At 71.8% G+C, this 23,741-nt stretch carries 23 protein-coding genes; 10 read left to right on the top strand and 13 right to left on the bottom strand.

Annotated elements, in window-relative coordinates:
• Positions 1-181: 181 nt before the first annotated feature.
• The 3 genes from ABIC52_RS02620 (at position 182) to ABIC52_RS02610 (ending at position 3,609) form a co-directional block, all read left to right on the top strand.
• Complete coding sequence (locus ABIC52_RS02620; protein ID WP_126890765.1) at positions 182-367, top strand: hypothetical protein; 186 nt, start codon at positions 182-184, stop codon at positions 365-367.
• A 101-nt stretch (positions 368-468) separates the two neighbouring features.
• Entirely contained in the window at positions 469-1,590 is a 1,122-nt protein-coding gene (locus ABIC52_RS02615; protein ID WP_126890766.1) for a GuaB3 family IMP dehydrogenase-related protein, read from the top strand.
• 90 nt (positions 1,591-1,680) lie between these two features.
• Entirely contained in the window at positions 1,681-3,609 is a 1,929-nt protein-coding gene (locus ABIC52_RS02610; RefSeq protein ID WP_354026570.1) for a glycerol-3-phosphate dehydrogenase/oxidase, read from the top strand.
• 105 nt (positions 3,610-3,714) lie between these two features.
• On the opposite strand, the gene ABIC52_RS02605 is transcribed toward ABIC52_RS02610, so the two are convergent.
• Positions 3,715-4,233, bottom strand: coding sequence for a hypothetical protein (locus ABIC52_RS02605; protein ID WP_354026569.1), 519 nt, complete (start codon positions 4,231-4,233; stop codon positions 3,715-3,717).
• Positions 4,234-4,307: 74 nt separating this feature from the next.
• On the opposite strand from ABIC52_RS02605, the gene ABIC52_RS02600 reads away from it, so the two are divergent.
• From ABIC52_RS02600 to guaA, 5 genes are read left to right on the top strand one after another with little or no spacing between them, the layout of a single operon-like run.
• Positions 4,308-4,838 (top strand): cation:proton antiporter regulatory subunit, encoded by a 531-nt coding sequence (locus ABIC52_RS02600; RefSeq protein WP_126890769.1) that lies wholly within the window; start codon positions 4,308-4,310, stop codon positions 4,836-4,838.
• Positions 4,839-4,841: 3 nt separating this feature from the next.
• Positions 4,842-6,356: a cation:proton antiporter gene (locus tag ABIC52_RS02595; RefSeq protein ID WP_354026568.1), complete on the top strand. Its 1,515-nt coding sequence runs from the start codon at positions 4,842-4,844 to the stop codon at positions 6,354-6,356.
• Between the two features lie 5 nt (positions 6,357-6,361).
• Entirely contained in the window at positions 6,362-7,174 is an 813-nt protein-coding gene (locus ABIC52_RS02590) for an SURF1 family cytochrome oxidase biogenesis protein (RefSeq protein ID WP_126890771.1), read from the top strand.
• 10 nt (positions 7,175-7,184) lie between these two features.
• Positions 7,185-7,631, top strand: a complete 447-nt coding sequence (locus ABIC52_RS02585) for a DUF3817 domain-containing protein (RefSeq protein ID WP_071292490.1) — start codon at positions 7,185-7,187, stop codon at positions 7,629-7,631.
• Complete coding sequence (gene guaA / locus ABIC52_RS02580; RefSeq protein ID WP_126890772.1) at positions 7,628-9,223, top strand: glutamine-hydrolyzing GMP synthase; 1,596 nt, start codon at positions 7,628-7,630, stop codon at positions 9,221-9,223. The genes ABIC52_RS02585 and guaA overlap by 4 nt, the downstream gene beginning before the upstream one ends.
• A 380-nt stretch (positions 9,224-9,603) precedes the next feature.
• Here the strand turns inward: guaA and ABIC52_RS02575 are convergent, their stop codons facing one another.
• Together ABIC52_RS02575 and ABIC52_RS02570 are read right to left on the bottom strand one after the other, a co-directional pair.
• Positions 9,604-10,479, bottom strand: coding sequence for a Bax inhibitor-1/YccA family protein (locus ABIC52_RS02575; RefSeq protein WP_354026567.1), 876 nt, complete (start codon positions 10,477-10,479; stop codon positions 9,604-9,606).
• Positions 10,480-10,515: 36 nt separating this feature from the next.
• A complete protein-coding gene (locus ABIC52_RS02570; protein WP_209675534.1) occupies positions 10,516-11,571 on the bottom strand; it encodes a DUF817 domain-containing protein in 1,056 nt (351 codons plus the stop codon).
• A 113-nt stretch (positions 11,572-11,684) separates the two neighbouring features.
• Between ABIC52_RS02570 and ABIC52_RS02565 the strand changes: the two genes are divergently transcribed.
• Positions 11,685-12,689 carry a glycerophosphodiester phosphodiesterase family protein gene (locus tag ABIC52_RS02565; protein WP_354026566.1) on the top strand — a complete coding sequence of 335 codons (1,005 nt, stop codon included), beginning with the start codon at positions 11,685-11,687 and terminating at the stop codon, positions 12,687-12,689.
• Here ABIC52_RS02565 and ABIC52_RS02560 read toward each other — a convergent pair.
• Positions 12,672-13,232, bottom strand: coding sequence for a hypothetical protein (locus ABIC52_RS02560; RefSeq protein ID WP_354026565.1), 561 nt, complete (start codon positions 13,230-13,232; stop codon positions 12,672-12,674). The two genes, ABIC52_RS02565 and ABIC52_RS02560, sit on opposite strands and share 18 nt — an antisense overlap.
• Positions 13,233-13,351: 119 nt before the next feature.
• Between ABIC52_RS02560 and ABIC52_RS02555 the strand changes: the two genes are divergently transcribed.
• A complete protein-coding gene (locus ABIC52_RS02555) occupies positions 13,352-15,811 on the top strand; it encodes an ATP-dependent helicase (RefSeq protein ID WP_126890777.1) in 2,460 nt (819 codons plus the stop codon).
• A 21-nt stretch (positions 15,812-15,832) separates the two neighbouring features.
• Here the strand turns inward: ABIC52_RS02555 and ABIC52_RS02550 are convergent, their stop codons facing one another.
• The 9 genes from ABIC52_RS02550 to ABIC52_RS02510 form a co-directional block, all read right to left on the bottom strand.
• The gene (locus tag ABIC52_RS02550; protein ID WP_126890778.1) at positions 15,833-16,324 is read right to left on the bottom strand and encodes a GNAT family N-acetyltransferase; all 492 of its coding nucleotides are present in this window, start codon (positions 16,322-16,324) and stop codon (positions 15,833-15,835) included.
• A 143-nt stretch (positions 16,325-16,467) separates the two neighbouring features.
• Positions 16,468-17,103 carry a pyridoxal 5'-phosphate synthase gene (locus tag ABIC52_RS02545; RefSeq protein WP_126890779.1) on the bottom strand — a complete coding sequence of 212 codons (636 nt, stop codon included), beginning with the start codon at positions 17,101-17,103 and terminating at the stop codon, positions 16,468-16,470.
• Between the two features lie 18 nt (positions 17,104-17,121).
• Positions 17,122-17,808, bottom strand: a complete 687-nt coding sequence (locus ABIC52_RS02540) for an NUDIX hydrolase (RefSeq protein ID WP_354026564.1) — start codon at positions 17,806-17,808, stop codon at positions 17,122-17,124.
• Complete coding sequence (locus tag ABIC52_RS02535; RefSeq protein ID WP_126890781.1) at positions 17,805-19,358, bottom strand: nicotinate phosphoribosyltransferase; 1,554 nt, start codon at positions 19,356-19,358, stop codon at positions 17,805-17,807. The genes ABIC52_RS02540 and ABIC52_RS02535 overlap by 4 nt, the downstream gene beginning before the upstream one ends.
• Positions 19,355-20,185 (bottom strand): ribose-phosphate pyrophosphokinase, encoded by an 831-nt coding sequence (locus tag ABIC52_RS02530; RefSeq protein ID WP_354026563.1) that lies wholly within the window; start codon positions 20,183-20,185, stop codon positions 19,355-19,357. The genes ABIC52_RS02535 and ABIC52_RS02530 overlap by 4 nt, the downstream gene beginning before the upstream one ends.
• 49 nt (positions 20,186-20,234) lie before the next feature.
• Positions 20,235-21,116, bottom strand: coding sequence for an oxygenase MpaB family protein (locus ABIC52_RS02525; RefSeq protein WP_354026562.1), 882 nt, complete (start codon positions 21,114-21,116; stop codon positions 20,235-20,237).
• Positions 21,113-21,475: a hypothetical protein gene (locus ABIC52_RS02520; protein ID WP_354026561.1), complete on the bottom strand. Its 363-nt coding sequence runs from the start codon at positions 21,473-21,475 to the stop codon at positions 21,113-21,115. Before ABIC52_RS02520 ends, ABIC52_RS02525 begins: the two co-directional genes overlap by 4 nt.
• Before the next feature lie 50 nt (positions 21,476-21,525).
• Positions 21,526-21,819, bottom strand: a complete 294-nt coding sequence (locus tag ABIC52_RS02515) for a hypothetical protein (protein ID WP_354026560.1) — start codon at positions 21,817-21,819, stop codon at positions 21,526-21,528.
• 284 nt (positions 21,820-22,103) lie between these two features.
• Entirely contained in the window at positions 22,104-23,735 is a 1,632-nt protein-coding gene (locus tag ABIC52_RS02510; protein ID WP_209823810.1) for a RecQ family ATP-dependent DNA helicase, read from the bottom strand.
• Between the last annotated feature and the right edge of the window lie 6 nt (positions 23,736-23,741).

Below are 23,741 nucleotides of genomic sequence, written 5' to 3'. Positions count from 1 at the left end.
TGGCTGCTGATGCGCCGCGCGGCCCCGTCCTCGTGCCGACGCCGAGGCCGAGGTCGACGCCGACGTCTCGCGTCTCTCGTCGCAGGCGCACCCGCACCCGGCCGGGAGGCGCGCCCCGCCCCCGCCCCGCCACACCCGACCCGACACCCCGGCTCCCCGCCCGTCGGCTACCGTGACGCAGGTGCGCACCTCCGGCCCCCTCGTGCTCGACGCCCTCGTCTGGGTCGTCTTCGCCGTGCTCTTCGTCGGCGCCGCACTGCTGGTGAAGGTCGCAGCAGCCCTGCTCGCGGTCCTCGTCGTGCTCGCGCTCCTGCTCGGTCTGGTCCTGCGGGCGCTGCGGAAGCGACGGGCACGACCCCGACGCTGACCGAGGCCGCTGCACCGTGCACCGGCTGCACCGTGCACCGGCTGCACCGGCTGCACCGTCCACCCGTCCCACTCCGGGACCCCGCCCGCTAGGCTTGCCCGGTGACTGAAGTCGAGATCGGTGCAGGCAAGCGCGGCCGTCGGGCCTACGCGTTCGACGACATCGCGGTGGTCCCCTCGCGGCGCACCCGCGACCCGCACGACGTGAGCGTGCAGTGGTCGATCGACGCGTTCACCTTCGCGTCGCCGATCCTCTCGGCGCCGATGGACTCGGTGTCCTCGCCGGCGACGGTCATCCAGATGGGCGAGCTCGGGATCCTGGGCGTGCTCGACCTCGAGGGCCTGTGGACCCGGTACGAGGACCCGACGCCGTACTACGAGGAGATCAAGACCCTCACGGACGGCAACGTCACGAAGCGCATGCAGGAGATCTACTCCGAGCCGGTCAAGGCCGAGCTGATCACCGCACGCCTGGCCGAGATCCGTGCCGCCGGGGTGCCGGTCGCCGGGTCGCTCAGCCCGCAGCGCACGCAGGAGTTCTCGCAGACGGTCGTCGACGCCGGTGTCGACCTGTTCGTCATCCGCGGCACGACGGTCTCGGCGGAGCACGTCTCCCAGAACCAGGAGCCGCTCAACCTCAAGAAGTTCATCTACGAGCTCGACGTCCCGGTCATCGTGGGTGGCGCCTCGACGTACACGTCGGCGCTGCACCTCATGCGCACCGGTGCGGCGGGCGTGCTCGTCGGCTTCGGTGGCGGCGCAGCGTCGACGACGCGCGCCGCCCTGGGCATCCACGCGCCGATGGCGACCGCGGTGGCCGACGTCGCCGGCGCCCGACGTGACTACATGGACGAGTCCGGCGGCCGCTACGTGCACGTCATCGCGGACGGCGGCCTCGACACCGCCGGCGACATCGTCAAGGCGATCGCCGTCGGCGCCGACGCGGTCATGCTCGGCACCGCGCTGGCCCGCGCGACCGAGGCCCCGGGCGGTGGCTTCCACTGGGGTGCCGAGGCGCACCACTCCGAGCTGCCCCGCGGTCGTCGTGTCGAGGTCGGTCAGATCGCCCCGCTCGAGAACGTGCTGAACGGCCCGACCCCGTCGTGGGACGGCCGCGCCAACCTGGTCGGTGCGCTCCGTCGGTCGATGGCCACCACCGGATACTCCGACGTCAAGGAGTTCCAGCGAGTAGAAGTGGTCGTGGCGCCGTACCACCAGCAGTGACGGTGGCACCCGTGCTCCCGCACGGGTGACGCCTCGGCGCTCCCGTGCGCGGAGGCCGGCTCCGTGCGCGCAACCCGCACGGAGGCGACGATGGCCAAGCCAGCCAGCAGCACCACGCAGACCAGCACGGACGCGACGACCGCAGGTGCCGAGAGCACCGTCGAGGGCGCCCAGCGTGCCGCCGTACCGAGCGCGAGCGTCGGCTTCGACCCGTCCGCGAAGCTCGGACCGGAGGAACGTGCCGCGACGATCGAGGCGCTGAAGACCAAGGAGCTCGACGTCCTGGTCGTCGGCGGCGGCATCGTCGGCGGCGGCAGTGCGCTCGACGCGGTCACCCGCGGTCTGAGCGTCGGCATCGTCGAGGCCCGCGACTGGGGGTCGGGCACGTCGAGCCGCTCGTCGAAGCTCGTGCACGGTGGCATCCGCTACCTCGAGCAGCTGAACTTCGCGCTCGTCCGCGAGGCCCTGATCGAACGCGGCCTGCTGCTGCAGCGGATCGCCCCGCACCTGGTGAAGCCCGTGCGCTTCCTCTACCCGCTCAACCACCGCGTGTGGGAACGCTTCTACATCGGCATCGGCATGGCGATGTACGACGTCTTCAGCTGGTCCGGCGGTCGTCCGCCCGGGGTCCCGCACCACCGGCACCTCAGCCGCAAGCAGGTCCTGAAGAACATGCCGGGCCTGAAGAAGGACGCCTTCGTCGGCGGCATGACGTACTACGACGCCCAGGTCGACGACGCGCGCTACGTCGCGTCGCTCGTCCGCACCGCCGCGTCGTACGGCGCGCACGCGGCGAGCCGGGTCCGCATCGAGGGGTTCATCAAGGTCGGCGAGCGGGTCGTCGGGGCGCACGCGCACGACATCCAGACGGGCGAGAAGTTCGACATCCGGGCGAAGCAGGTCGTGAACGCGACCGGCGTCTGGACCGACGACACCCAGGCGATGGTCGGTACCCGTGGGCAGTTCAAGGTGCGGGCGTCGAAGGGCGTGCACCTCGTCATCCCGCGCGACCGCTTCCAGTCGAACACCGGCATGATCCTCCGCACCGAGAAGAGCGTGCTCTTCGTCATCCCGTGGGGCCGGCACTGGCTCGTCGGCACGACGGACACCGACTGGAACCTCGACAAGGCGCACCCGGCGGCGACCGCGGCGGACATCGACTACATCCTCGAGCACGTCAACAAGGTGCTCGCCGTGCCGCTCACCCGTGAGGACGTCGAGGGCGTCTACGCCGGCCTCCGACCACTGCTCGCGGGGGAGTCCGACCAGACGTCGCAGCTCAGCCGTGAGCACGTCGTCGCGCACACCGCCCCGGGACTCGTCGTGGTCGCGGGCGGCAAGTGGACGACCTACCGCGTGATGGGCAAGGACGCCATCGACGAGGCCGTCGCCGCGATGGACGGCAAGATCCCGGCGTCGACGACCGAGGACATCCCGCTGGTCGGCGCCGAGGGCTACCCGGCTGCGTGGAACCGTCGGGCCCGCACCGCGCGGCAGTTCGGCGTGCACAAGGTGCGGATCGAGCACCTGCTGAACCGGTACGGCACGCAGGCCACCGAGGTGCTGCAGCTCGTCGAGCAGGACCCGTCGCTCGCCGAGCCGCTGCCGCAGGCCGACGACTACATCGGCGCCGAGGTCGTCTACGCGGCCTCGCACGAGGGTGCCCTGCACCTGGAGGACGTCCTCGCGCGCCGCACCCGCATCTCGATCGAGGCGTGGGACCGCGGTGAGGAGGCGGCTCCGGTCGCCGCGAAGCTCATGGCGGGTGTGCTCGGGTGGGACCAGGAGACGACCGAGCACGAGGTGTCGAACTACCTGAAGCGCGTCGCCGCCGAGCGCGAGTCGCAGCTGCAGCCCGACGACGAGTCGGCCGACCGGGTGCGTCTCGAGGCGCCGGACATCGCGTTCGGCTTCGACGAGGACGACGTCGTCGTCGGTGGTGGCCGCTCGAGCGGTGCCGAGGGCGCGAAGGCGACCGACGAGCAGGTCGAGGGCGAGAAGACGAGCGAACCGCGGTAGGCCACCGGACGGGAGGCGCGTGGCGGCCCCGCCCCGCGCCTCCCGTCCGCCGTCTGCCCCGTCCCGCCCCTTCGCGAAACGCAACCTCGGCGGTTCCTCGCAGCGCTACCCCGCTGCGAGCTGTCGCTGACGTTGCGTGTTGCGGGTCCGGACGGCCGTGACGGCGAGGACGACCGGGATCGCGACGAACGCCGCGAGGCTCGTCAGGTACAGCACGCCCGCCCAGATCGTGTGCGCGCCCCCGCCCGTCGGGAACGTGTCGGCGACGTCCATGCCGAGCCAGAAGCCCGACTGGAAGGTCGCGAGCGCACCCGCCGCGAGGACGCCGAGGTGCATCACCGCGACCACCGTCGCGGGCAGCCGCGCCGCGAGTCCGACGACCGCCGCGGCGATCGCCAGGGCCACCCCGATCGACGCCACGACCACGACGCCACGGACGTCGCCGGCGACGGACATCCCCGCAGCCTCGATGCGCTCGTGGATCTGCGGCAGCGTGGCCCCGGGCACCGCTGCGAGCGGATCGAGCACGAGCGCGTTGACGGCCAGCAGCGCCGCGTAGGCCGCGACGACCACCACCCCGACGACGGTGACGACGATGCGGACGGCCTCCCGTGTGTTCCCCATCGCACGACCGTAGCGTGCGGAATGGCCCGAGCGCCCCGGTGGTTATCATCGGGGTACTCACCAAGGGAGCCATCATGGTCGACGTCCATCGCGTCAAACTCCCCGGAGTCGGCGTGCTGCACAGCTTCTACACCGACGACGGTGGCAAGTGCGGTGTCATCACGCACCGGTCGGGGCACTCCGACCTCATCTCGTTCGCGGACGTCTCGGACGGCGCGGACAAGTCCGAGAAGGTCTCGCTGCGCCTGAGCGAGGACGAGGCGCACACGCTCGCCGAACTGCTCGGCGGCACCCGGATCACCGAGGGCCTCGACAAGCTCGACGAGATCCCCGGCCTGTCGATCGACTGGTTCAGCGTCGACTACGAGGACGCCATCGCCGGCAAGCCCCTCGGCGACCTGCACGACTCGGGCTTCATCGGCCTGACCGTCGTCGCGGTCGTCCGTGGCGACAGCGCGAACCCCGCGCCCTCGCCGGACTTCGTCGTGTTCCCCGGTGACACCATCGTCGTCGCCGGTGCACCCGAGAAGGTGTCGAAGGCGTTCTCCTTCTACCGCAGCGGTCAGCTCGCGGCCGCGGCCGCCGAGGCGCCGCCCGGGAGCTAGCGGATGCACCTGGGTGGTGAGCTGCTGACCATCGGCGGCCTGTTCATCATCGCCTACGTCCTCGGACGCCTGGGCAAGACCATCGGCCTGCCCGCCATCCCGATCTACATGGTGGTCGGGCTCATCGCGAGCCCGCACACCCCGTGGATCGGCCTGAACGTCGAGTCGCACACGATCGAGCTCATCGCGACGTTCGGACTCATCCTGCTGCTCTTCAACCTCGGGTTGGAGTTCGACCAGGAGGAGTTCTACGGCAACGCCGGGAAGCTCCTGGTCTCCGGCGGCACGTACGTGGCGATCAACATGGGGGTCGGCTTCGCCTTCGGGTTCTCGCTCGGCTGGGGCACCCGTGAAGCCCTGATCATCGCGGGCATGACGGCGACGTCGTCGAGTGCGATCGTGACGAAGCTGCTCATCGAGCTGCGACGTCTGGCGAACGACGAGACCCCGATGATCCTCGGTGTCACCGTCATCGAGGACGTCTTCATCGCCATCTACCTGGCGATCGTCTCGGTCGTGCTCTCCGGCGACACGAACCTGTGGGCCGTGGTCGGCAAGCTCGGGCTCGCGTTCGGGTTCCTCGTCGTGATGTTCACGCTCGCCCGGTTCGCCGGCAAGTGGGTGTCGAAGATCTTCGCGACCCGCGACGACGAGCTGTTCACGGTCCTGTTCTTCGGCCTCGCCGTGATGTTCGGCGGCATCGGCGACCTGCTCGGCGTGACCGACGCGATCGGTGCGTTCGTGATCGGCCTGCTCTGCGGTGCGACACGCTACCGGGACCGCATCGAGCAGCTCGCCCTCCCGATGCGTGACGTGTTCGCCGCGTTCTTCTTCGTGAACTTCGGCCTCGGGCTCGACCTGTCGACCTTCGGCGAGGTGCTCTGGCCCGTCCTCGGCGCGATCGGCATGACGGTCGTGCTGAACGCCGTCGCGGGGCAGCTCGTGGCCCGGATGAACGGGTTCAACGTCCAGCAGGGCATCAACACCGCGGTCATCCTGGTGAACCGGGGCGAGTTCGCGCTCATCCTCGCGACGCTGTCGGCTGCCGCCGGCCTGGAGGCGCGGATCACCGCCTTCGCGGGCCTCTACGTCCTCGTGATGGCCGTCCTGGGTCCGCTGCTCGCCGTGAACTCGGACCGGATCGGCCGCCTCGTGGTGCGTCCGGCCCGGGTGGCGCGGCTGCGCCAGCGCCTGCGCGCGCGGCTCGGTCGTCGCCCGGGCCGTCCGGGTGCGGCCGGCGCTGCCGGTGTCGGGATCCCGGCCGGACCGGCCCTCGACGAAGCGATCGACACCGCCGCCGAGGCCGCCGTCGCCGACCAGGACGCCGCGGCCGCCGCTCGACGTGCCGAGCGCGACCGGCAGTTCGCCGAGGAGTTCGCCCTCGTGGAGGCTGCGGGCAGGGAAGAGCGCGAGAATGGGTCACCGGAGCCGACGACGAGCGAACCCGTGACGTCGCCGGTCGACGTCCCTGCCGAGCGCCCGAAGCGCCCGGTCCGCCAGCGCGATCCGGAGTACTGATACAGATGTGGGCCGTAGCCCGACGACCGAGGTGGATCGCACTGCTCCTGCTCGCGCTCGTGCTCGCGGGGGTCTTCGCGGGCCTCGGCAAGTGGCAGCTCGAGCGGAGCATCGCGAACGGCAAGCCCCTGCCGGCCACGACCGAGACCCGCAAGGCACTCGACGACGTCACCGAGCCCGGGCGCGCGGCGTCCGAGAACATCGCCGGGCAGCGGATCACCGTGACCGGGACGTTCGTCGCGGGTGACACGACGATCCTGACCGGGCGGTCCGGCGGCGGCACCTACCAGGCGATCGGGCACCTCGTCGACACCGGTACCGGCGCGAGCCTGCCGGTGGTCATCGGCTGGTCGGACGAGCGGCGACAGGCCGAAGCGGGGGGCGAGCGCCTGACCGACGGCCAGGAGCTCACGGTGCAGGGCCGCTACTACCCGGCGGAGTCCCCGGACCAGGACGCCTACAGCACGGGCGAGTACTCGGCGGTGGCGCCGGCCCGGTTCGTGAACACCTGGAAGGCCTTCGACGACCGGATGTACATCGGGTACGTCGTCGCCGACGGCACCACGGCGAAGGCCGCCGACCTCGGCACCATCGCCGACCGTGCCCCGACGCGCGAGGTCCGCTTCGACTGGCTCAACCTCTTCTACGCGATCGAGTGGGTCGTCTTCGCCGGGTTCGCCGTGTTCCTCTGGTACCGGTTCGTGAAGGACGCCTGGGAGCGCGAGCAGGAGGACGCCCGCGAGGCTGCCGCCGCCACGGACACCGACGCAGCCGGGGGCACGGGGGAGCCCGCCGAGCCCGCTCCGGCGCGACGGTAGGATCGACTGCATGGCCCTGACCGTCCGCACGCGTGACATCCCGAAGATCCCGGGCGCGGTGAAGTGGTACCGCGTCTCCGCGTACATCACCGGCGTGCTGCTGCTCGCGCTGGTGATCGAGGTCATCATCAAGTACACGCCGCTGCAGCTCGAGATGCAGCTCGGCAACGGCCCGTTCTTCGTGCCGAACGGCACCGCGGGCGAAGCACCCGGCACGTTCAACCTGTCGATCGCGATCCTCATCGCGCACGGCTGGCTCTACGTGCTGTACCTGTTCACGGACTTCCGCCTGTGGAGCATCATGCGCTGGAGGCCGTCGCGCTTCCTGCTCATCGCCCTCGGCGGCATCATCCCGTTCATGTCCTTCGTGGTCGAGCACCGCATGCAGCAGAAGGCCATGGACACCTACCACGAGCTGACCGCTGCCCAGCAGCGCGAGAAGGAGGCCGCTCGGTGAGCGAGACCGAACAGCGCCCCGTCCTGGTCGTCGACTTCGGCGCCCAGTACGCCCAGCTGATCGCACGGCGTGTGCGTGAGGCGAACGTCTACAGCGAGATCGTCCCGCACTCGATCACGGCGGACGAGGTCCGCGAGAAGGACCCGGCGGCGATCGTGCTGTCCGGTGGCCCGTCGTCCGTGTACGAGGACGGTGCCCCGTCGCTCGACGGCGAGATCCTCGACCTCGGTGTCCCCGTGCTCGGCATCTGCTACGGCTTCCAGGCCATGGCGAAGTCGCTCGGCGGCGAGGTCGCGCACACCGGTCTCCGCGAGTACGGCGCCACCGACGTGACCGTCTCCGGCACCGACAGCGTGCTGCTCGGCGACCAGCCGGAGTCCCAGGTCACCTGGATGTCGCACGGCGACTCCGTGGCGAAGGCCCCCGAGGGCTTCGAGGTCCTCGCGTCGAGTGCCTCGACCCCGGTCGCCGCGTTCGCCTCCGACGAGCGCAAGCTCTACGGCGTGCAGTGGCACCCCGAGGTGAAGCACTCGGCCTACGGCCAGGCCGTGCTCGAGAACTTCCTGCACCGCGCCGCGGGGCTCCCCGGCGACTGGAACTCCGCGAACGTCATCGAGGAGCAGGTCGAGCGGATCCGCGCACAGGTGGGCTCCGCACGGGTCATCGCCGGACTCTCCGGCGGTGTCGACTCCGCCGTCGCCGCTGCCCTGGTGCACAAGGCCGTCGGCGACCAGCTGACGTGCGTCTTCGTCGACCACGGGCTCCTGCGCGCCGACGAGCGCAAGCAGGTCGAGGAGGACTACGTCGCCTCGACCGGTGTCCGCCTGATCACGGTCGACGCGGAGCAGCAGTTCCTCGACGCCCTCGCCGGTGTCAGCGACCCCGAGCAGAAGCGCAAGATCATCGGGCGCGAGTTCATCCGCACGTTCGAGGCGGCGGCCGAGGCCCTCGTGCTCGAGGCCCGCGCGGACGCAGCGGCCTCGGACTCGGACGCGGGTGAGGTCAAGTTCCTCGTCCAGGGCACGCTCTACCCGGACGTCGTCGAGTCCGGCGGTGGTTCCGGCACGGCGAACATCAAGTCGCACCACAACGTCGGCGGTCTGCCCGAGGACATGACGTTCGAGCTCGTCGAGCCGCTGCGCACCCTGTTCAAGGACGAGGTCCGTGCCGTCGGTCGCGAGCTCGGGCTGCCCGAGGTCATCGTCGGCCGCCAGCCGTTCCCCGGCCCGGGCCTCGGCATCCGCATCGTCGGCGAGGTCACGAAGGACCGCCTCGAGCTGCTCCGTGCGGCGGACAAGATCGCACGCGAGGAACTCACCGCGGCCGGCCTCGACGAGGAGATCTGGCAGTGCCCGGTCGTCCTGCTCGCCGACGTCCGCTCCGTGGGCGTCCAGGGCGACGGCCGCACCTACGGCCACCCGATCGTGCTCCGTCCGGTCTCCTCCGAGGACGCCATGACGGCCGACTGGACGCGCCTGCCGTACGACACCCTGGCGAAGATCTCGAACCGCATCACGAACGAGGTCCCCGACGTGAACCGCGTCGTGCTCGACGTCACGAGCAAGCCGCCGGGGACGATCGAGTGGGAGTAGTCACTCCCTGACGCCCGAGGGCCCGGTACGCACTGCGTGCCGGGCCCTCGTCGCGTCCGTGCCTTCCCCGACCCGGGCGGCGCCGTCGAGCGTGCAGGACATGCCGCGTGCGGTCCGTCGAGCGGGCGGTTCCCGTCGCCGAGTCGCGTCGAGCGTGACAGATCTGGCCCGCTCGTCCGGTCGGGCGGCTGCCGTACTCGAGCGTGCAGGACATGCCGCGTGCGGTCCGTCGAGCGGGCGTGTTCCGTCGCCGAGTCGCGTCGACCGTGACAGATCTGGCCCGCTCAGGGCCGGCGGGCAGGGCCGGCAGGGCCCAGTGGTCCCGGGACGACGAAGGGCCCCGGCGTGTGCCGGGGCCCTTCGGGTCGATCAGGTGGGGACTAGTCGCGGCTGCTCGCCAGGATCGCCAGGATGCGCAGGATCTCGATGTACAGCCACACCAGGGTGACGATGAGACCGAACGCTGCGGTCCAGGCGTAGATGCGCGGAGCACCGCGCTGGACGCCGGTCTTGATCTGGTCGAAGTCGAGGACCAGCGAGTACGCCGCCATGATCACGACGAAGATGCCGATCAGGACACCCCACGGGATGCCGAACAGGAAGCTCGGCTCACTGCGGAGCCCGAACGAGCCCGAGGTCACGCCGGTGAACTGCAGGACGATGTTCACGAGCGAGAAGACCAGGTACCCGACCATCGCGATGAGGAAGAACCGGGTCGCCTTCGGCGTCGCACGGACCTTGCCGCTCGAGAAGAGCAGCAGCGTGACGGCGAAGACACCGAGCGTGCCGAACACCGCCTGCGCGACGATGCCGTCCGAGACGGTGTTGAACGCCGCCGAGATGCCGCCGACGAACAGGCCCTCGAAGAACGCGTACGCCAGCACGAGACCCGGCGACGGCTTCTTCTTGAACGTGTTGACGAGCGCGAGCACGAAGCCGACGATCGCGCCGACGATCCAGACGATCGGCGGCAGGTTCCAGCCGACGACGGCGCCGACGAGGAGCACGCCGAACGCGAGGAGCGTCTTGACGATGGTGTCCTCGTACGACATGCGGTCGGTGTCGACCGGGCTCGCCGTCGGGCGGTCGTACATGTACTGCAGCTGCTCGGGCGTCATGCCGCCCTGCTGCGGGTACTGCCCCTGCTGTGGGGTGCGTCCCCAGCCCGCCTGCTGCTGACCAGCGCCGGCGCCCCAGGCGTTGCGGCCCTGGTCGTTGAAGGCGGGGGACTGGTCGAAACCGGGCTTGAAGGCCATGGTGTCCTCTTCCTTGGAGATTCGAGTCCTCTCAGCCTAGGGGCGCTTCGTCGCGGAAGGCTGAGGATTCGCGGCGAGCGGAAGCGAGCCCGACGGGCCCGACAGCTGAACACTATGGGGGTGGTCTGCGTGCGCGCCCCGAGGTCGTCGTGAACCAGCCGACCGCCGGACGGCCGCCGGCGGGGCGGCGGTGGGTCGTGCCTCCAGGCCGGGTCGATCCCGAGCGGTCGGGTCGGCAGGAGCCGACCGCACCTGCGGGTACAGCCACGCGACGAGCGCGACCGAGATCACCATGAGGAGCAGCCAGGCCACGATCTTGGTGGGGGCGACCGGCTCCCAGCCCGCCGCCTGGTCCGGGTAGGCCCACGCCCCGGCCCACGTCGCGACGTCCTCCGCGAGCCAGATGAACACCGCGACCAGGGCCATCGCCAGCAGGACGGGCATCCGCAGCGTCGCGCGGTGCACCCGGACGTGCATCGTCGTCGGTGCGAAGAGCACCACGACCAGGGCGAGCAGCACGTACCGCGCGTCCCACACGAAGTGGTGGCCGAAGAAGTTCGCGTAGATGCCGGCGGCGACGACGACCAGGAGCCACTGCCGCGGCCACCGGTCGAAGTGCAGGTCGAAGAGCCGGACGACCCGGACCATGTACGACCCCACGGCGCCGTACATGAACCCCGAGAAGAGCGGGACGCCGACGACCACGAGCCAGCCGTCGCTGCCGTACTGCCACGAGCCGACGTGGGTCTTGAAGACCTCCATGACGGTGCCGACCACGTGGAAGACCAGCACCACCCGGAGCTCCCGCACGGTCTCGAGGCCGAACACGAGCATGCCGACCTGGATCGCCGCGGCGGCCACCGTCAGCACGTCGTTCCGGGCGCCGGGCGGCACGGTCAGGTGCACGATCACCATCGTCGCGAGCAGCAGGGCTCCGAACGTGCACGCCCACGCCTGCTTCGCCCCGAACACCAGGAACTCGGTGACGGCGAGACGCACCGGGCGGTGTGGCTGGTGCCCGGCGTCGAGCAGGCGGCGGGCCGCGCGGTCGATGCGTGCCTCGACGGCGGTGGACAGGTGTCGGACGGTCACGGAGCGACCCTCCGTGGGCCGGCTGGGAACGGAGGGCTCGGGCTGAACGGATGTGTCCACAGGCACACCAGCGGGACACCTGCCGGCAGGGCGGAGCGGCTACGGTTCGGCGCATGACCCGTGTGATCGCCCACCGAGGAGCCTCCGGCCACCGTCCCGAGCACTCCCGGAGCGCCTACGAACTCGCCGTGGAGCTCGGTGCCGACGCGATCGAGCCCGACCTCGTCCCGTCGAAGGACGGCGTGCTCGTGCTGCGCCACGAGAACGAGGTGTCCGGCACCACCGACGTCGCCGACCACCCCGAGTTCGCACACCTCCGGACGACGAAGACCGTCGACGGGCAGAGCGTCACGGGCTGGTTCACCGAGGACTTCACGTGGGCCGAGCTCCGGACGCTCCGGGTCCGGGAGCGCCTGCCCCAGGTGCGTCCGGCGTCGGCGGCGCACGACGGCGAGGAGGGGGTGCTGCGGCTCGAGGACCTGCTCGGCGTCCTCGACGCGGCTCCACGCCCGGTCGGGCTCGTCGCCGAGGTCAAGCACGCGCACTACTTCGAGCAGGCCGGGTTCCCGATGGCGCAGCTGCTCGACGACGCGCTCGGGGACGCCGGGTGGCGCGGCGACGACCGGCTGACGATCGAGTCGTTCGAGAAGACGGTGCTCCGTCAGCTCGGCTCGCTCGGCACGGGTGGTCGCCTCGTGTACCTCCAGGAGGCCCGTGGCAGCGCCGCGGACGAGGTCGCCGCCCACGGATCGTCCGCTCCCTCGTGGGCCTCCGAGCGGACGGACGTCGCGCTGGCCGGGTTCGCCGAGGAGTTCCACGGCATCAGCGTCGACCTGAAGACCCTGATGGCCGGGGTCGACAGCGTCGCCGTCGACGACCCGCGGCCGGTCCGGAGCGTCGTCGTGGAGCGCGCGCACGCCGCCGGGCTCGCCGTCTACACGTGGACGCTCCGACCGGAGAACCGGTTCCTGCCGGCGCCGCTTCGGCGCGGGGGCGACGTGGCGGCGCACGGCGACTGGGAGCGGTGGTTCACCTCGGTCGTGCGGACGGGAGTGGACGGGGTGTTCGCGGACCACCCGGACCTGGCGGTGCGGGCGCGGTCACTCGTCGGGGGTTGACGTCGCTCGGCCCCGGACCTCGTCGACCGAGACCACCGTCCGGTCGTCGTCGCCCACCACCCTGTGGTCGGCGGGCGCCCCGGATCGCAGCGCGGCCACCTGGATCGGCGCGGTGAACCGTGCCGTCCCGATCGCGGCGGCGAGCCCTGCCGGCACCGACACGAGCAGCGTCCAGCTCGGGGGCGGTGTCCACGAGCCGCTCCACAGTGCGACCACGACCTGCATGCCGAGCGCTGCCAGTACGCCGGCGAGCACCGCGTGGGCGACGATCGCCGTCGGCCGGTGGGCCCGACCGTGCACGAGCACTCGACCCAGCACGAAGGTGAACGGCACGGCCAGGACCGCTCCGGCGAGTGACACGACCCCGGTGGGGACCGAGACGAGCAGCACCGTGAGCGCGGCCGAACCCACGTTCGGAGGGCTGGACGCAGCCGCGAGCCACGCCGCGCCGAGCAGGGTCGTTGCCGGCGTCGTCACGAACGCCATCCAGAGCCAGCTCCGGAGCGCGAGCCCCACGGCGTCACCTGCGGTCCACGTCCTCATGTCCGACAGCCTGTCCGCCGTCCGACCCGACCCCGGTCCTGGTGGCTCGCAGTGTGTCCGGCGGCCCACGGATCGCAGCCGCTGCGCCTGTCGGAGGGCGCGCCTAGACTGACCCGGTCATGACGATCGTGCTCGACCCCTTCGACCAGTCCCCCGAGCCGGGCGCGGGCAACCGCCCCGGCGGGTACGACGACCCGTTCACCGCGGGCCTCAACCCCCAGCAGAAGGAAGCCGTCGAGTACCGCGGCGAGTCCCTGCTCATCGTGGCCGGTGCCGGATCGGGCAAGACGAGCGTGCTCACCCGGCGCATCGCCCTGCTGCTCGCGAACCGCGAGGCCTGGCCGTCGCAGATCCTCGCGATCACGTTCACGAACAAGGCCGCCGCCGAGATGCGCGAGCGCGTGCAGGCCCTGGTCGGCCAGGCCGCCGAGGGCATGTGGATCTCGACGTTCCACTCGGCGTGCGTGCGGATCCTCCGGCGCGAGGCCGAGCGCTTCGGGTTCCCGCAGTCGTTCACGATCTACGACTCCGCGGACTCGCGCGCGCTCCTCAAGCGGATCATCAAGGAGCTCGAGGCGGACTCCCTCGGGCTCACCGTCGGGGCGGCGTCGTCGAAGATCTCGAAGCTCAAGAACGAGCTGCAGGACGTCGACACCTACGCGCGGAACATCAACGCGAACGACCCGCAGGAGGTCATGTTCACCGAGGTGTTCCGCCGCTACACGAACGAGCTGCGCCGGGCCAACGCCTTCGACTTCGACGACCTGATCGGGCAGACGGTCTTCCTGTTCCGTGCCTTCCCCGAGGTCGCCGCGCTCTACCAGCGCCGCTTCCGGTTCGTCCTGGTCGACGAGTACCAGGACACCAACCACGCGCAGTACGCCCTGATCCGCGAACTCACCCGCCCGGTGCCCGTGGAGCAGGTCGACAAGCTCGAGGACTCCGGGCAGCACGTCGCCCGCATGCGTGAGGCCGACGGGTCGATCGCCCCGGCGTCGCTCACGGTGGTCGGCGACTCCGACCAGTCGATCTACGCCTTCCGTGGCGCGGACATCCGCAACATCGTCGAGTTCGAGCGGGACTTCCCGAACTCGAAGGTGATCCTGCTCGAGCAGAACTACCGCTCGACGCAGACGATCCTCGACGCCGCGAACGCCGTCATCGCGAACAACTTCGACCGCCAGGCGAAGAACCTGTTCACCGACGTCGGCGCCGGTGACAAGATCGTCGGCTTCACCGGGTACACCGGCCACGACGAGGCGCAGTTCGTCGCCGACGAGATCCAGCGGCTGCACGACGAGGGCACCTCGTACCGGGACATGGCCGTGTTCTACCGGACGAACTCGCAGACGCGCGCGCTCGAGGAGATCTTCATCCGCTCGGCGATCCCGTACCGGGTGCTCGGCGGCACGAAGTTCTACGAGCGTGCCGAGATCAAGGACGCCATGGCGTACCTGATCACCGTCGCCAACCCGGCCGACCCGCTGTCCCTCCGTCGCATCCTCAACGTGCCGAAGCGCGGCATCGGTGCCGTCACGGAGACCGCGCTGCAGCGCTACGCCGACGAGCACGAGACCTCGATGCGCGATGCCCTGCGGCACGCCGACGAGCTCGGCTTCGGCCCGAAGGTGCGGAACGCCATCACCTCGTTCGCCGGACTGCTCGACGACGTCGCGTCACGCGCCGCCACCCAACCGGTCGTGGACACCCTGACGCAGCTGCTCGACGGCTCGGGGCTGCTCGAGAACCTGCGGAAGTCGCCCGACGCGCAGGACGCAGCACGCGCCGACAACATCGACGAGCTCGTCGCGGTGACGCGGGAGTTCCAGAAGAACAACCCCGAGGGCACCCTGTCCGACTTCCTGACCGAGGTCTCGCTCGTCGCTGCGGCGGACGAGCTCGACGACTCCTCGGGCACGGTGTCGCTCATGACGCTGCACACGGCGAAGGGCCTGGAGTACGACGCGGTGTTCCTCACCGGTGTCGAAGAAGACCTGCTGCCGCACCGGATGTCCGCGAACGAGCCGGGCGGCCCGGCCGAGGAACGGCGGCTCTTCTACGTCGGCATCACCCGCGCGAAGAAGTCGCTCTTCCTGTCGCTCGCGATGACCCGCGCGCAGTTCGGCGACGTCAACGTGGCGATGCCGTCCCGGTTCCTGCAGGAGATCCCCGAGGGCCTGGTCGAGTGGAAGCAGTCGCCGGGCATGGCGAACAGCCGCGGCGGCACCGAGCCGCGCGCGCTGAACGCCCGTCGCGGTGGCGGTCCGGGTGGCTTCAGCGGCGGTGGCGGCGGTGGGTACCGCGGCGGCGGCGGGTTCTCCGGCGGTTCCTACGACCGTGCGGCCGCGGCGGCGAAGACCCGTCCGAAGACGGAGTGGGCGAACCGGGTGTCCGGGCAGGTCCGCGACAACGGCGACATGGAGCTCGTCGCCGGCGACCGCATCAAGCACGTCGACTTCGGCGAGGGCACGGTGTCGGCGGTGACCGGGCAGGGCGCGAAGCGCATCGCCGAGATCGCGTTCGATGCTGCGGGTCGCAAGAAGCTCCTCATCAAGATCGCCCCGATCGAGAAGCTCTGACGGCAGCGAGCGAACCGGTGCTCAGCGCACCATCCGGACCGCGTCGAGCCCGTGCGGCCCGATCGGTTCGTGCTTGACGGTGCCGTCCCGCTCGAAGCCGTTCCGGCGGTAGAAGGCCTCGGCGCGCGGGTTGCCGTCGGCGACCCAGAGGAACGCAGGCGCCGTACCGATCGCGGCGTCGAGCAACGCTTGTCCTACGCCCGACCCGTGGTGCTCGGCGAGCACGTAGATGCCCTCGAGCTCGCGGTCGCGCGGGCGCTCGCCGCGTCCGGGCCCCGCCGAGGCCCACCCGGCCACCGTGTCGTCGACGGTGGCGACGAGCACGTCGACGTCGGGCTCGGCGATGATCCCGCGCCAGCGTGCTGCGCGGGCGTCGACGTCGAGGGCTGCGAGGAACTCCGCCGGCAGGAGGTGGGCGTAGGCCTCGCGCCACGCCTGCACGTGCACGGCCGCGATCGCGTCGGCGTCCCGCACGTCGGCCGGTCGGACGGTGAGCGCGTGCGTGGTCCCCATCCGCCGACGCTACCGCGAGGCCAGCGCCCGGCGTCGAACCACGTTCCCGACGTCGAACCAGCACGGCCGCCTGGTTCGACGTCGAACCCGTGGTTCGACGTGCCGCGGCACGGCACGGAGCACGGAGTCCGCGCCGCGCCGCGCTACGGCTGCAGCCGCGCCACGTCCCAGCCGTCGCCGACGCGGACGTACTGCAGCCGCCGGTGCATCCGGTCGCGACTGCCCTGCCAGAACTCCACCACGTCGGGCTCGAGCCGCCACGCCACCCACCCCTCCGGCCGCGGGACGTCGTCGTCGCTCTCGTCGAGCAGCACGTTCGCGTCGTCGATCAGGTCCTGCAGCGTGCGCGGTTCGAGCACGTCCGACTGGTCGGCGATCGCGGTGGCGGCGCGGGACTTCGGCGAGCGGTCGGCGAACAGCGCGTCGGACTCCTCGTCGGACAGCTGCACGGCCCGACCCTCGAAGCGCAGCTGCTGCATGCTCTCGCGCCAGTACACCTGCAGCGCCGCGTGGGGGTTCTCGGCGAGCTGTCGGCCCTTCGGGCTGAGCGTCGAGGTGCCGAACACGAGCCCGTGGTCGTCGAGCCGCTTCACGTCGACGGTGCGGGCCGACACCCGGCCGTCGGCGCCGGCGGTCGCGAGGGTCATCGACATCGGCTCGGAGACCTCGCGGTCCGATGCGCCGTCGAGCCAGGCGCGGGCGACGTCGAACGGCGACGCGGGCGGCGCGTCGAACTCGGGCAGGTGCAGGGAGTCGTCACCGGAGAGCGAACTGGACATGCCTCCACCCAACCGCGCTCAGTCGGTCCACGTCCAGGTCGCCGGGGGACGCCCGCCCCGCCCGGTCGCCGTCGGCGCGGCGTCGGTGCGGGCGAGCGCAGGGTTCGTCCGGAGCGCACGGTTCAGGTTGCCGGCGTCCGGGGCGGACCCGTGGAGCGCAGCGTGCAGGGCTGCTGCCGCGCTGGTCGGGAACACGTCACCGAGCAGCGCGCGCGTCATCGGGACGTCCCGCCACAGGCGGGTGCGCACCTGGTCGAGGGCGGCGCCCACGATCGCGTCGTGGTCGAACGGGAGGCCCAGGTCGCCCCCGCCGAGCGGGTGCCACACCGCGGACCCTCCGCCCGGGGCCGCCGCCGCTCCCGCAGCCGGACTCGCCGTGTCCGGGGCCACGACGGCCGTGAACGCGATGCTGATCGCGGTCTCCCGTGGATCGCGGGACGGCGCGTCGAACGCCCCGACCTGCGTCAGGTGCCGCACCGCCCCGGTACCGATCCCGGCCTTCGTGCGCAGGGCGCGCCGTGCACCGTCGGCGAGGCGTTCCGCAGCGTCCAGGAGGACGCCGGGCAGTGCCTCCCGGCCGGCGTACGGGTCGTACGCCCGACGCGCGGTGGCGACCCGCAGGCCCTCCGCCACCGTGAACGACACCGGGACGACGTCGATCGCGATGAGCGGCTGGTCGCGGGCCGCCGAGGGGACGTCGGTCACGCCGACGCCCGACGGGCGGCGCGGGCCGCACGCTCGGCGCGGAGCGTCTCGCGCACGTCGGCGAAGGACTGGTGCACCCGGAAGCGGCCGTCGACCCAGACGGGCTGGAGGAGGCTGGTCGCCTCGTCGTCGGGCGTCGCCTGGTCGGTCTGCCGGATCTCGCCTGTCTCGTCGCGGTGCAGGGCGATGCGGCCCTTCGCGCTCTTCTTGCCGCTGCCGGTCTTCGGGTCCTTCTGGATGTCGACCGGTTCGCCGTCCACCAGGGCCCACGTCGCCTTCACGGCGCTGCCGAGGTTGTCGCGGGTCATGTACTGGTACGTGTACGAGCCGATGCCGAGCACGACGTTGTCGCTCGCGTAGCCCTTCGCGGCGAGGCGCTCGTAGATGCGCCGGGCCCGGTCGAGGGTGATGCTGTCGCCGTAGATGACGCCGATGTGCTGGTCGAGGACCTTGAAACCGCGCTCGTTGACCGTGTGGCCGAACAGCTCGTCGAGGAGCTCGACGACGCCCTTCTCCTCGTGGCTGCGCGACGGGTCGGTCAGCGCCGCCTGGTCGACGCCGTGCACGGTGCCGGTCACGATGTCCACCGGGTCGCCGGAGTCCGGGCGGATGACGAGCTTGCCGTCGCGGGCCGTGATGCGGTCCTTGAGCTGCGGGAGCGTCTCGGCGATGACCTTGAACAGGTCGAAGCCGTCGCTCACCGCCGAGACGATGCCCGACGGGTACACGTCGAGGATCTGCGCGAACGTCTCGAGCTCGCCGTCTGCGCCGCGGACGCACATCACGCTGTGCTCGGTCGCCGGGACGCTCGCCGCCACCCAGCCGTTGTCGCCCGGGTAGTAGCGGTCGATGAAGTCGAGCGACGGCATCGAGTCGGTGCCGAGGAACGACAGCAGGTGGCCCGCGCCGCCGGCGGCCGCGGACTCGATGCTCGTCTGCCCGCGGAACGAGAAGTCGTGCGCGGCGAAGTCGATGCTCGCCGGGTCGGCGCCGGTGCGCTCGGCCCACTCCTCCATGAGGTCGCGGTACTCGAGCGCCTTCGTGGCGACGGTCGACGGGTGCCAGATCGACGCCGACAGGGCGGTCTCGATGTAGTTCGGCAGCCAGAAGAAGTCGTCGAGGGTGTTCTCGACCGTCAGCGTCGCGACGCCGATCGGGGCGAGGGTGCCCTCGGGGAGCGCCCGGATCTCCAGCGGCAGGTAGCCGAGGCGGTGCAGCGCGCGGACGTGGTCGACGCCGATGTGGTTCGGGCCGAAGTAGCCCTGCAGCGCCTGCTCGAACAGCCGTGCGACCTCGTCCTCGTCGGCGGCGAAGAACGGCGCCCACGCCTCGACCAGGTACCGCTGCACGAACGCCTGCAGCCCGAAGACCACCGCGTGCGTCGACTCGGGCATGTGCGCGTTCGAGCGGTTCGTCCAGTTGATCAGGATCCGGGTCGTGCCCTCCGGGTAGACCTGCCGGTGCGAGTGCTTGTAGCCGTCGACCGCGAGCAGCGGGGCGATCGGGCTCGCGGTGGTGGTGCGGGGCTCCAGGCCCGTCGTGGTGGTCATCGGATCTCCTTCGTGAGGTACGGGCTGAGCGGGACGGTGCGCAGGCCCGGGACGTCCTGCTGCGCGGGGTAGCTGTCGGTGGTGACGATCTCGCCGAAGTGGTCGGCGAGCTGCGGGGCCCGGCCGGAGAAGACGCCGTGCGAGACCCAGAGGCCCAGGCGCTCCTTCGCGAGTCCGGTCGACCCCGCGAGCCCCATGAAGGTGCCGCCGCCGTCGCAGATGTCGTCGACCACGAGCAGGCGACCGGTGTCGGGCAGGGGCTCGCAGCTGAAGCCGTCGAGCTTGCCGGTGTCGGGGTTGCGGTGCTTCTCGGCGCGGAACAGGGGGAGTCCGGCGGCCTCGGCGACGAGCGACGCCCGGGTGACCGCGCCCTTGTCGGGGGCGATGATGCCGCTGTAGTCGGACCCGGCGAGGACCGCGTCGTGCACGACCTGCTCGCTCGGCACCACCGTGAGGCGTTCGACCAGCCCGACGATCACGGGCGAGTGTGGGTCGAAGGCGATCACCTGGTCGATGGCGAAGCCGTTCAGGACGTCCGCGTAGACCTTCGCGCCGAAGGGGAGGCCGCGGTCCTGCCGCGCTCCGGGCAGGTAGGGGACGAGGGCGACCGAGCGTGCGCCGCGCTGTCGGACGGCGTCCGCCCACATGCCGAGCAGGATCAGGTCGTCGCCGCTCGTGCCGCGCAGGGTCGCGATCTCGGTGGTCGCCCCCGCGTCGGCGTCGTCCCGGACCTTGACGTGTGCCTCGCCCGCGGGGAACCGCATCGTGGTGAAGGTCGGTGTCGTCGGTGTGCCCTGGGCGTCCCAGGTGCTGAGTTCGACTGCCATGACCCGACCGTACCACTGTTCTTGTCGGAGTGACAAGAACTTGTCGGGACTAGTGTGCGTGCCGCGCCGCGATCCGGTGCATCGCCCGCAGCAGCAGCGGTCCCGGGAGTCGGAGCGCCCACCCCGGCACGAGGCTGCGCGCACGCCGGACGAGCACGACGGCGCGCCGGGAGCGCCGCTGCTCGCGCGGCCCCCAGGGGAAGCCGTACGCGGTCCGCAGCGCGTCCGGCAGCATGCCGACGGTGACGATCCGCACGAGCGGCATCGCGGCGCGCACCCACAGCGGTGCGAAGCGGGGGTGCAGGAGGTCGCGCACGATGCCCCGGGCGTCGTCGGTCACGCGCAGGGACGGCAGGGTCCGCTCCCAGTACGCGTCGAACGCGGCCACCGAGTCGAACCAGCCGTCGGCCGGCACGCGCAGGGACGTCGCGATCGGGGCGTAGGCCGCCAGGACACGCTCGGCGTCGTCGGGCGACAGGGGGTCGCCGAACAGCTCGTGCGCCCGCCGTGCGGAGTCGAACAGCGTCGCGGCCACCCACCGCTGCCGGTCGACCTCGTCGGCGCCGGCGACGGGTCGGTGCGCCCGGTCCACGAACGCGGTCGCCACGGCAGCGTCGGCCTCGGTCCCGATCACGACGGCGTAGACGAACATCAGGGTGTGGGCCAGCCGCTGCTGCGGTCGGCGCGCGAAGTCGGAGTGCCGTCGGACGCCCGCCGCGACGACCGGGTCCGCGATCTGCAGCAGGATGGCGCGGCCGCCGGCCGCGACGGGCGTGCTGTCCGCCAGCCACCGACGCAGGTCGCGGTCGGCGACGTGACCGTGTGCCGGACGGGAGGCCCGTGGCCCGCCCGTCGCACCGCATCCGTCCGCCGTCCGGTCGCCGTGGCCGGCGGGGCGGGGGTGGGTCGGGCCTCCCGGCCGTCGCGTCACGGACGTGACCCGGATCGCCGTGCCCGCCGCGGCGCTGCGGTGTCCGTGGACAGGGCGGCGGCCAGCGCCGCAGCGCCGCCGATCAGCGCGCCGGCGAGCCACGCCGTGCTGACGAGCGCGCCGCTCGCGGCTGCGAGCAGCGTCACGACCAGCCAGATCGCCGGCAGGGGCCAGCGGTGCGTCGTCGCGCCGGTGACCAGGGCGAGCGCGACACCGGCGACGAGCAGCGGAAGCCAGGCGATCCCGCCGGTCCGGGCGCCCGAGCGTGCCGCCGCGGCGACGAGCAGCAGGGACGCCAGCGAGAGGAGCCGGGCCAGCGCGGGCGTCGCACGGACACGGTCGCGGACGCCACGGAGCACGGCCCGATCGTACCGGGCCGTGCTCCGTGGGGGTCGTGCGGGGGAGGCGCTCAGAGGGGCTTCGTGCCGAGGTCGCCGCCGAGGTCCGGACGCTCGGTGTCGTCGTCGTGCTCCCACAGGTCGGGCGAGCCCTCGCGGGGGGCACCACCGGTGGGGCCGTCGTCCGAGCCGTCGCCCGGCTGGGGCTCGACGGTCTCACCGGCGACGGCGTCGTTCGTGACGGTCTCGAGGGACTCCTCGGTCTCGTCGACCTCGTACGGGCCCACGTGCTCGCGGTCCACGTCGTCGTTGCGGCGCTCCTGGGCGTCGAAGTCGTCGACGGGGCTGATGCCGGGGTCGCTCATGGTGCAGTCCTTCCATGGAGGGTCGGGCTCCGGAGCGGGTCACCGGGGCCGTCGGGCCTTCCTGTGTACGCCGTCCGCCTGACCGGGCGTCCGGTCGGTGTCGTCCGGTCTGCGGTCGTCCGGTCTGCGCACGCCGCGCCCGGTTTCGCGTCCCGTTCACCTGCAGGTCACCTGCGGGCCACGATCGCGGGTCACACTCGCCGTGCTCGGGGGAGTGGAGCGCGGTCGCCGACGGGTGGTCGAGCGACCGCGCCTTCCCCGCCCCGAGTCGCGACGCCGTCGCGTCAGACGCGCTCGAGCAGGTTCCGCTCCTCGACGTCGGCGAGTCCGAGGGTCTTGTACCCGGCGGACTCGAAGAACACCGTCAACCGGTCGTCCTCCGTGCTCATCACCGTTCCCCGACCCCACTGCGCGTGCTCGACGGGCGACTCCGGCGGCCAGGCGTCGTCGTTCGCGCCGTCGGCACCGTGCGCATCGTCGTCGTACGCCGTCCCCACCGTGCACGTGTCGCAGTTGCCGCAGGGCTCGGCGAGCTCGTCGCCGAAGTAGCCGAGCAGGAACTGCCGGCGGCAGCCCGAGGTCTCGGCGAACCGGCGCATCATCGCGATCCGGGACTCCTCGATCTCCTCGCGCTCCTTCGCCTGCGCCTTGGCGAGGTCGGCGGCGGCCTGCGCGTCGGTCGGTCCGCCGGCGCGACGCCGGAGGCCGTCCTCGCCGTCGTCCAGCGCACCGGCGTCGACCAGGGCGTTGGCGGCGCGGCCCGCCGTGCGTGCGGCGAGCCCGGAGCGCTCGGCGAGCTCGGAACGGGCCACCGAGCCCTCGGCCGGGACGGCGTCGAACACGGCGCGCAGGGTCGCCGGTCGCGGCGAACCGGACGCGAAGAAGCGACGGAGCCCGAGGTCCTCCGCGCGGTAGTGCATGGTGGCGAGCCCGACGTCGCCGTCCCGTCCGGCGCGTCCGACCTCCTGGTAGTAGGCGTCGACCGACTCGGGGACGTCGGCGTGCACGACGAAGCGGACGTCCGGCTTGTCGATGCCCATGCCGAACGCGCTGGTGGCGACGACGACGTCGAGCTCGCCGTCGAGGAACTCGTGGTGGACCCGTTCGCGGTCCCGGACGCGGAGCCCCGCGTGGTACGCCTTCGCCCGACGGCCGCTCTCGACGAGCTCGTCCGCGTACACCAGGGTCTCGGCACGGGTGGCGACGTAGACGATGCCGACCCCCTCGAGCCCGACGACCTGCTCCACGACGGCCTCGCGCTTCGACTCGTCGTCGGCGTGCCGGACGACCTCGAAGCGCAGGTTCGGCCGGTCGAACCCGGTGGCGACGACGAACGGGTCCCGCATGCCGAGCCGCTCGACGATCTCCGTGCGGACCGGCGTCGACCCGGTCGCGGTCATCGCGAGCACCGGCGGCCGCCCGAGGCGCTCGATGACCTCGCCGAGGACCAGGTAGTCCGGCCGGAAGTCGTGGCCCCAGCTCGACACGCAGTGTGCCTCGTCGACGGTGACCAGTGCGACGCCGACCTCACGGAGGCGGTCGACGACCTCGTCCTTCGCCAGCTGCTCCGGCGCCAGGAACACGTAGCGTGCCTCGCCCGAGGCGACGGCGTCCCAGGCCTCCTCGAGCTGGCGGGCGCCACGGGTGGCGTTGATCGTGACGGCCCGGGGCGCGTCCGGGTGGTCCTCGATGCCGACGACCTGGTCCTCCTGCAGGGCGACGAGCGGGGAGACGACCACCACCGGGCCCTCCAGGGCGAGCGCGGCGACCTGGTAGATCGCGGACTTCCCACTGCCAGTGGGCATGAGCGCCAGGGCGTCGCGACCGCCGAGGACGGCGTCGACGACCTGTTCCTGCTCGGGGTGGAGGTCCCAGCCGAAGACGTCGGCGGCGCGGGTACGGAGTTCCTTCTGCACCCGTCG

This window comes from Curtobacterium oceanosedimentum, assembly GCF_040545555.1.
Classification (GTDB): Bacteria; Actinomycetota; Actinomycetes; order Actinomycetales; family Microbacteriaceae; genus Curtobacterium.
Note: the sequence above shows the minus strand (reverse complement) of the source record. Positions and strands in the feature narration are given on the sequence as shown.

Coding starts and splice junctions, on each gene's coding strand:
- ABIC52_RS02610 (WP_354026570.1), top strand. CDS start 1,681: ATGGCCAAGCCAGCCAGCAGCACCACGCAGACCAGCACGGACGCGACG.
- ABIC52_RS02605 (WP_354026569.1), bottom strand. CDS start 4,233: ATGGGGAACACACGGGAGGCCGTCCGCATCGTCGTCACCGTCGTCGGG.
- ABIC52_RS02600 (WP_126890769.1), top strand. CDS start 4,308: ATGGTCGACGTCCATCGCGTCAAACTCCCCGGAGTCGGCGTGCTGCAC.
- ABIC52_RS02595 (WP_354026568.1), top strand. CDS start 4,842: ATGCACCTGGGTGGTGAGCTGCTGACCATCGGCGGCCTGTTCATCATC.
- ABIC52_RS02590 (WP_126890771.1), top strand. CDS start 6,362: ATGTGGGCCGTAGCCCGACGACCGAGGTGGATCGCACTGCTCCTGCTC.
- ABIC52_RS02585 (WP_071292490.1), top strand. CDS start 7,185: ATGGCCCTGACCGTCCGCACGCGTGACATCCCGAAGATCCCGGGCGCG.
- ABIC52_RS02575 (WP_354026567.1), bottom strand. CDS start 10,479: ATGGCCTTCAAGCCCGGTTTCGACCAGTCCCCCGCCTTCAACGACCAG.
- ABIC52_RS02565 (WP_354026566.1), top strand. CDS start 11,685: ATGACCCGTGTGATCGCCCACCGAGGAGCCTCCGGCCACCGTCCCGAG.
- ABIC52_RS02560 (WP_354026565.1), bottom strand. CDS start 13,232: ATGAGGACGTGGACCGCAGGTGACGCCGTGGGGCTCGCGCTCCGGAGC.
- ABIC52_RS02555 (WP_126890777.1), top strand. CDS start 13,352: ATGACGATCGTGCTCGACCCCTTCGACCAGTCCCCCGAGCCGGGCGCG.
- ABIC52_RS02550 (WP_126890778.1), bottom strand. CDS start 16,324: ATGGGGACCACGCACGCGCTCACCGTCCGACCGGCCGACGTGCGGGAC.
- ABIC52_RS02545 (WP_126890779.1), bottom strand. CDS start 17,103: ATGTCCAGTTCGCTCTCCGGTGACGACTCCCTGCACCTGCCCGAGTTC.
- ABIC52_RS02535 (WP_126890781.1), bottom strand. CDS start 19,358: ATGACCACCACGACGGGCCTGGAGCCCCGCACCACCACCGCGAGCCCG.
- ABIC52_RS02530 (WP_354026563.1), bottom strand. CDS start 20,185: ATGGCAGTCGAACTCAGCACCTGGGACGCCCAGGGCACACCGACGACA.
- ABIC52_RS02515 (WP_354026560.1), bottom strand. CDS start 21,819: ATGAGCGACCCCGGCATCAGCCCCGTCGACGACTTCGACGCCCAGGAG.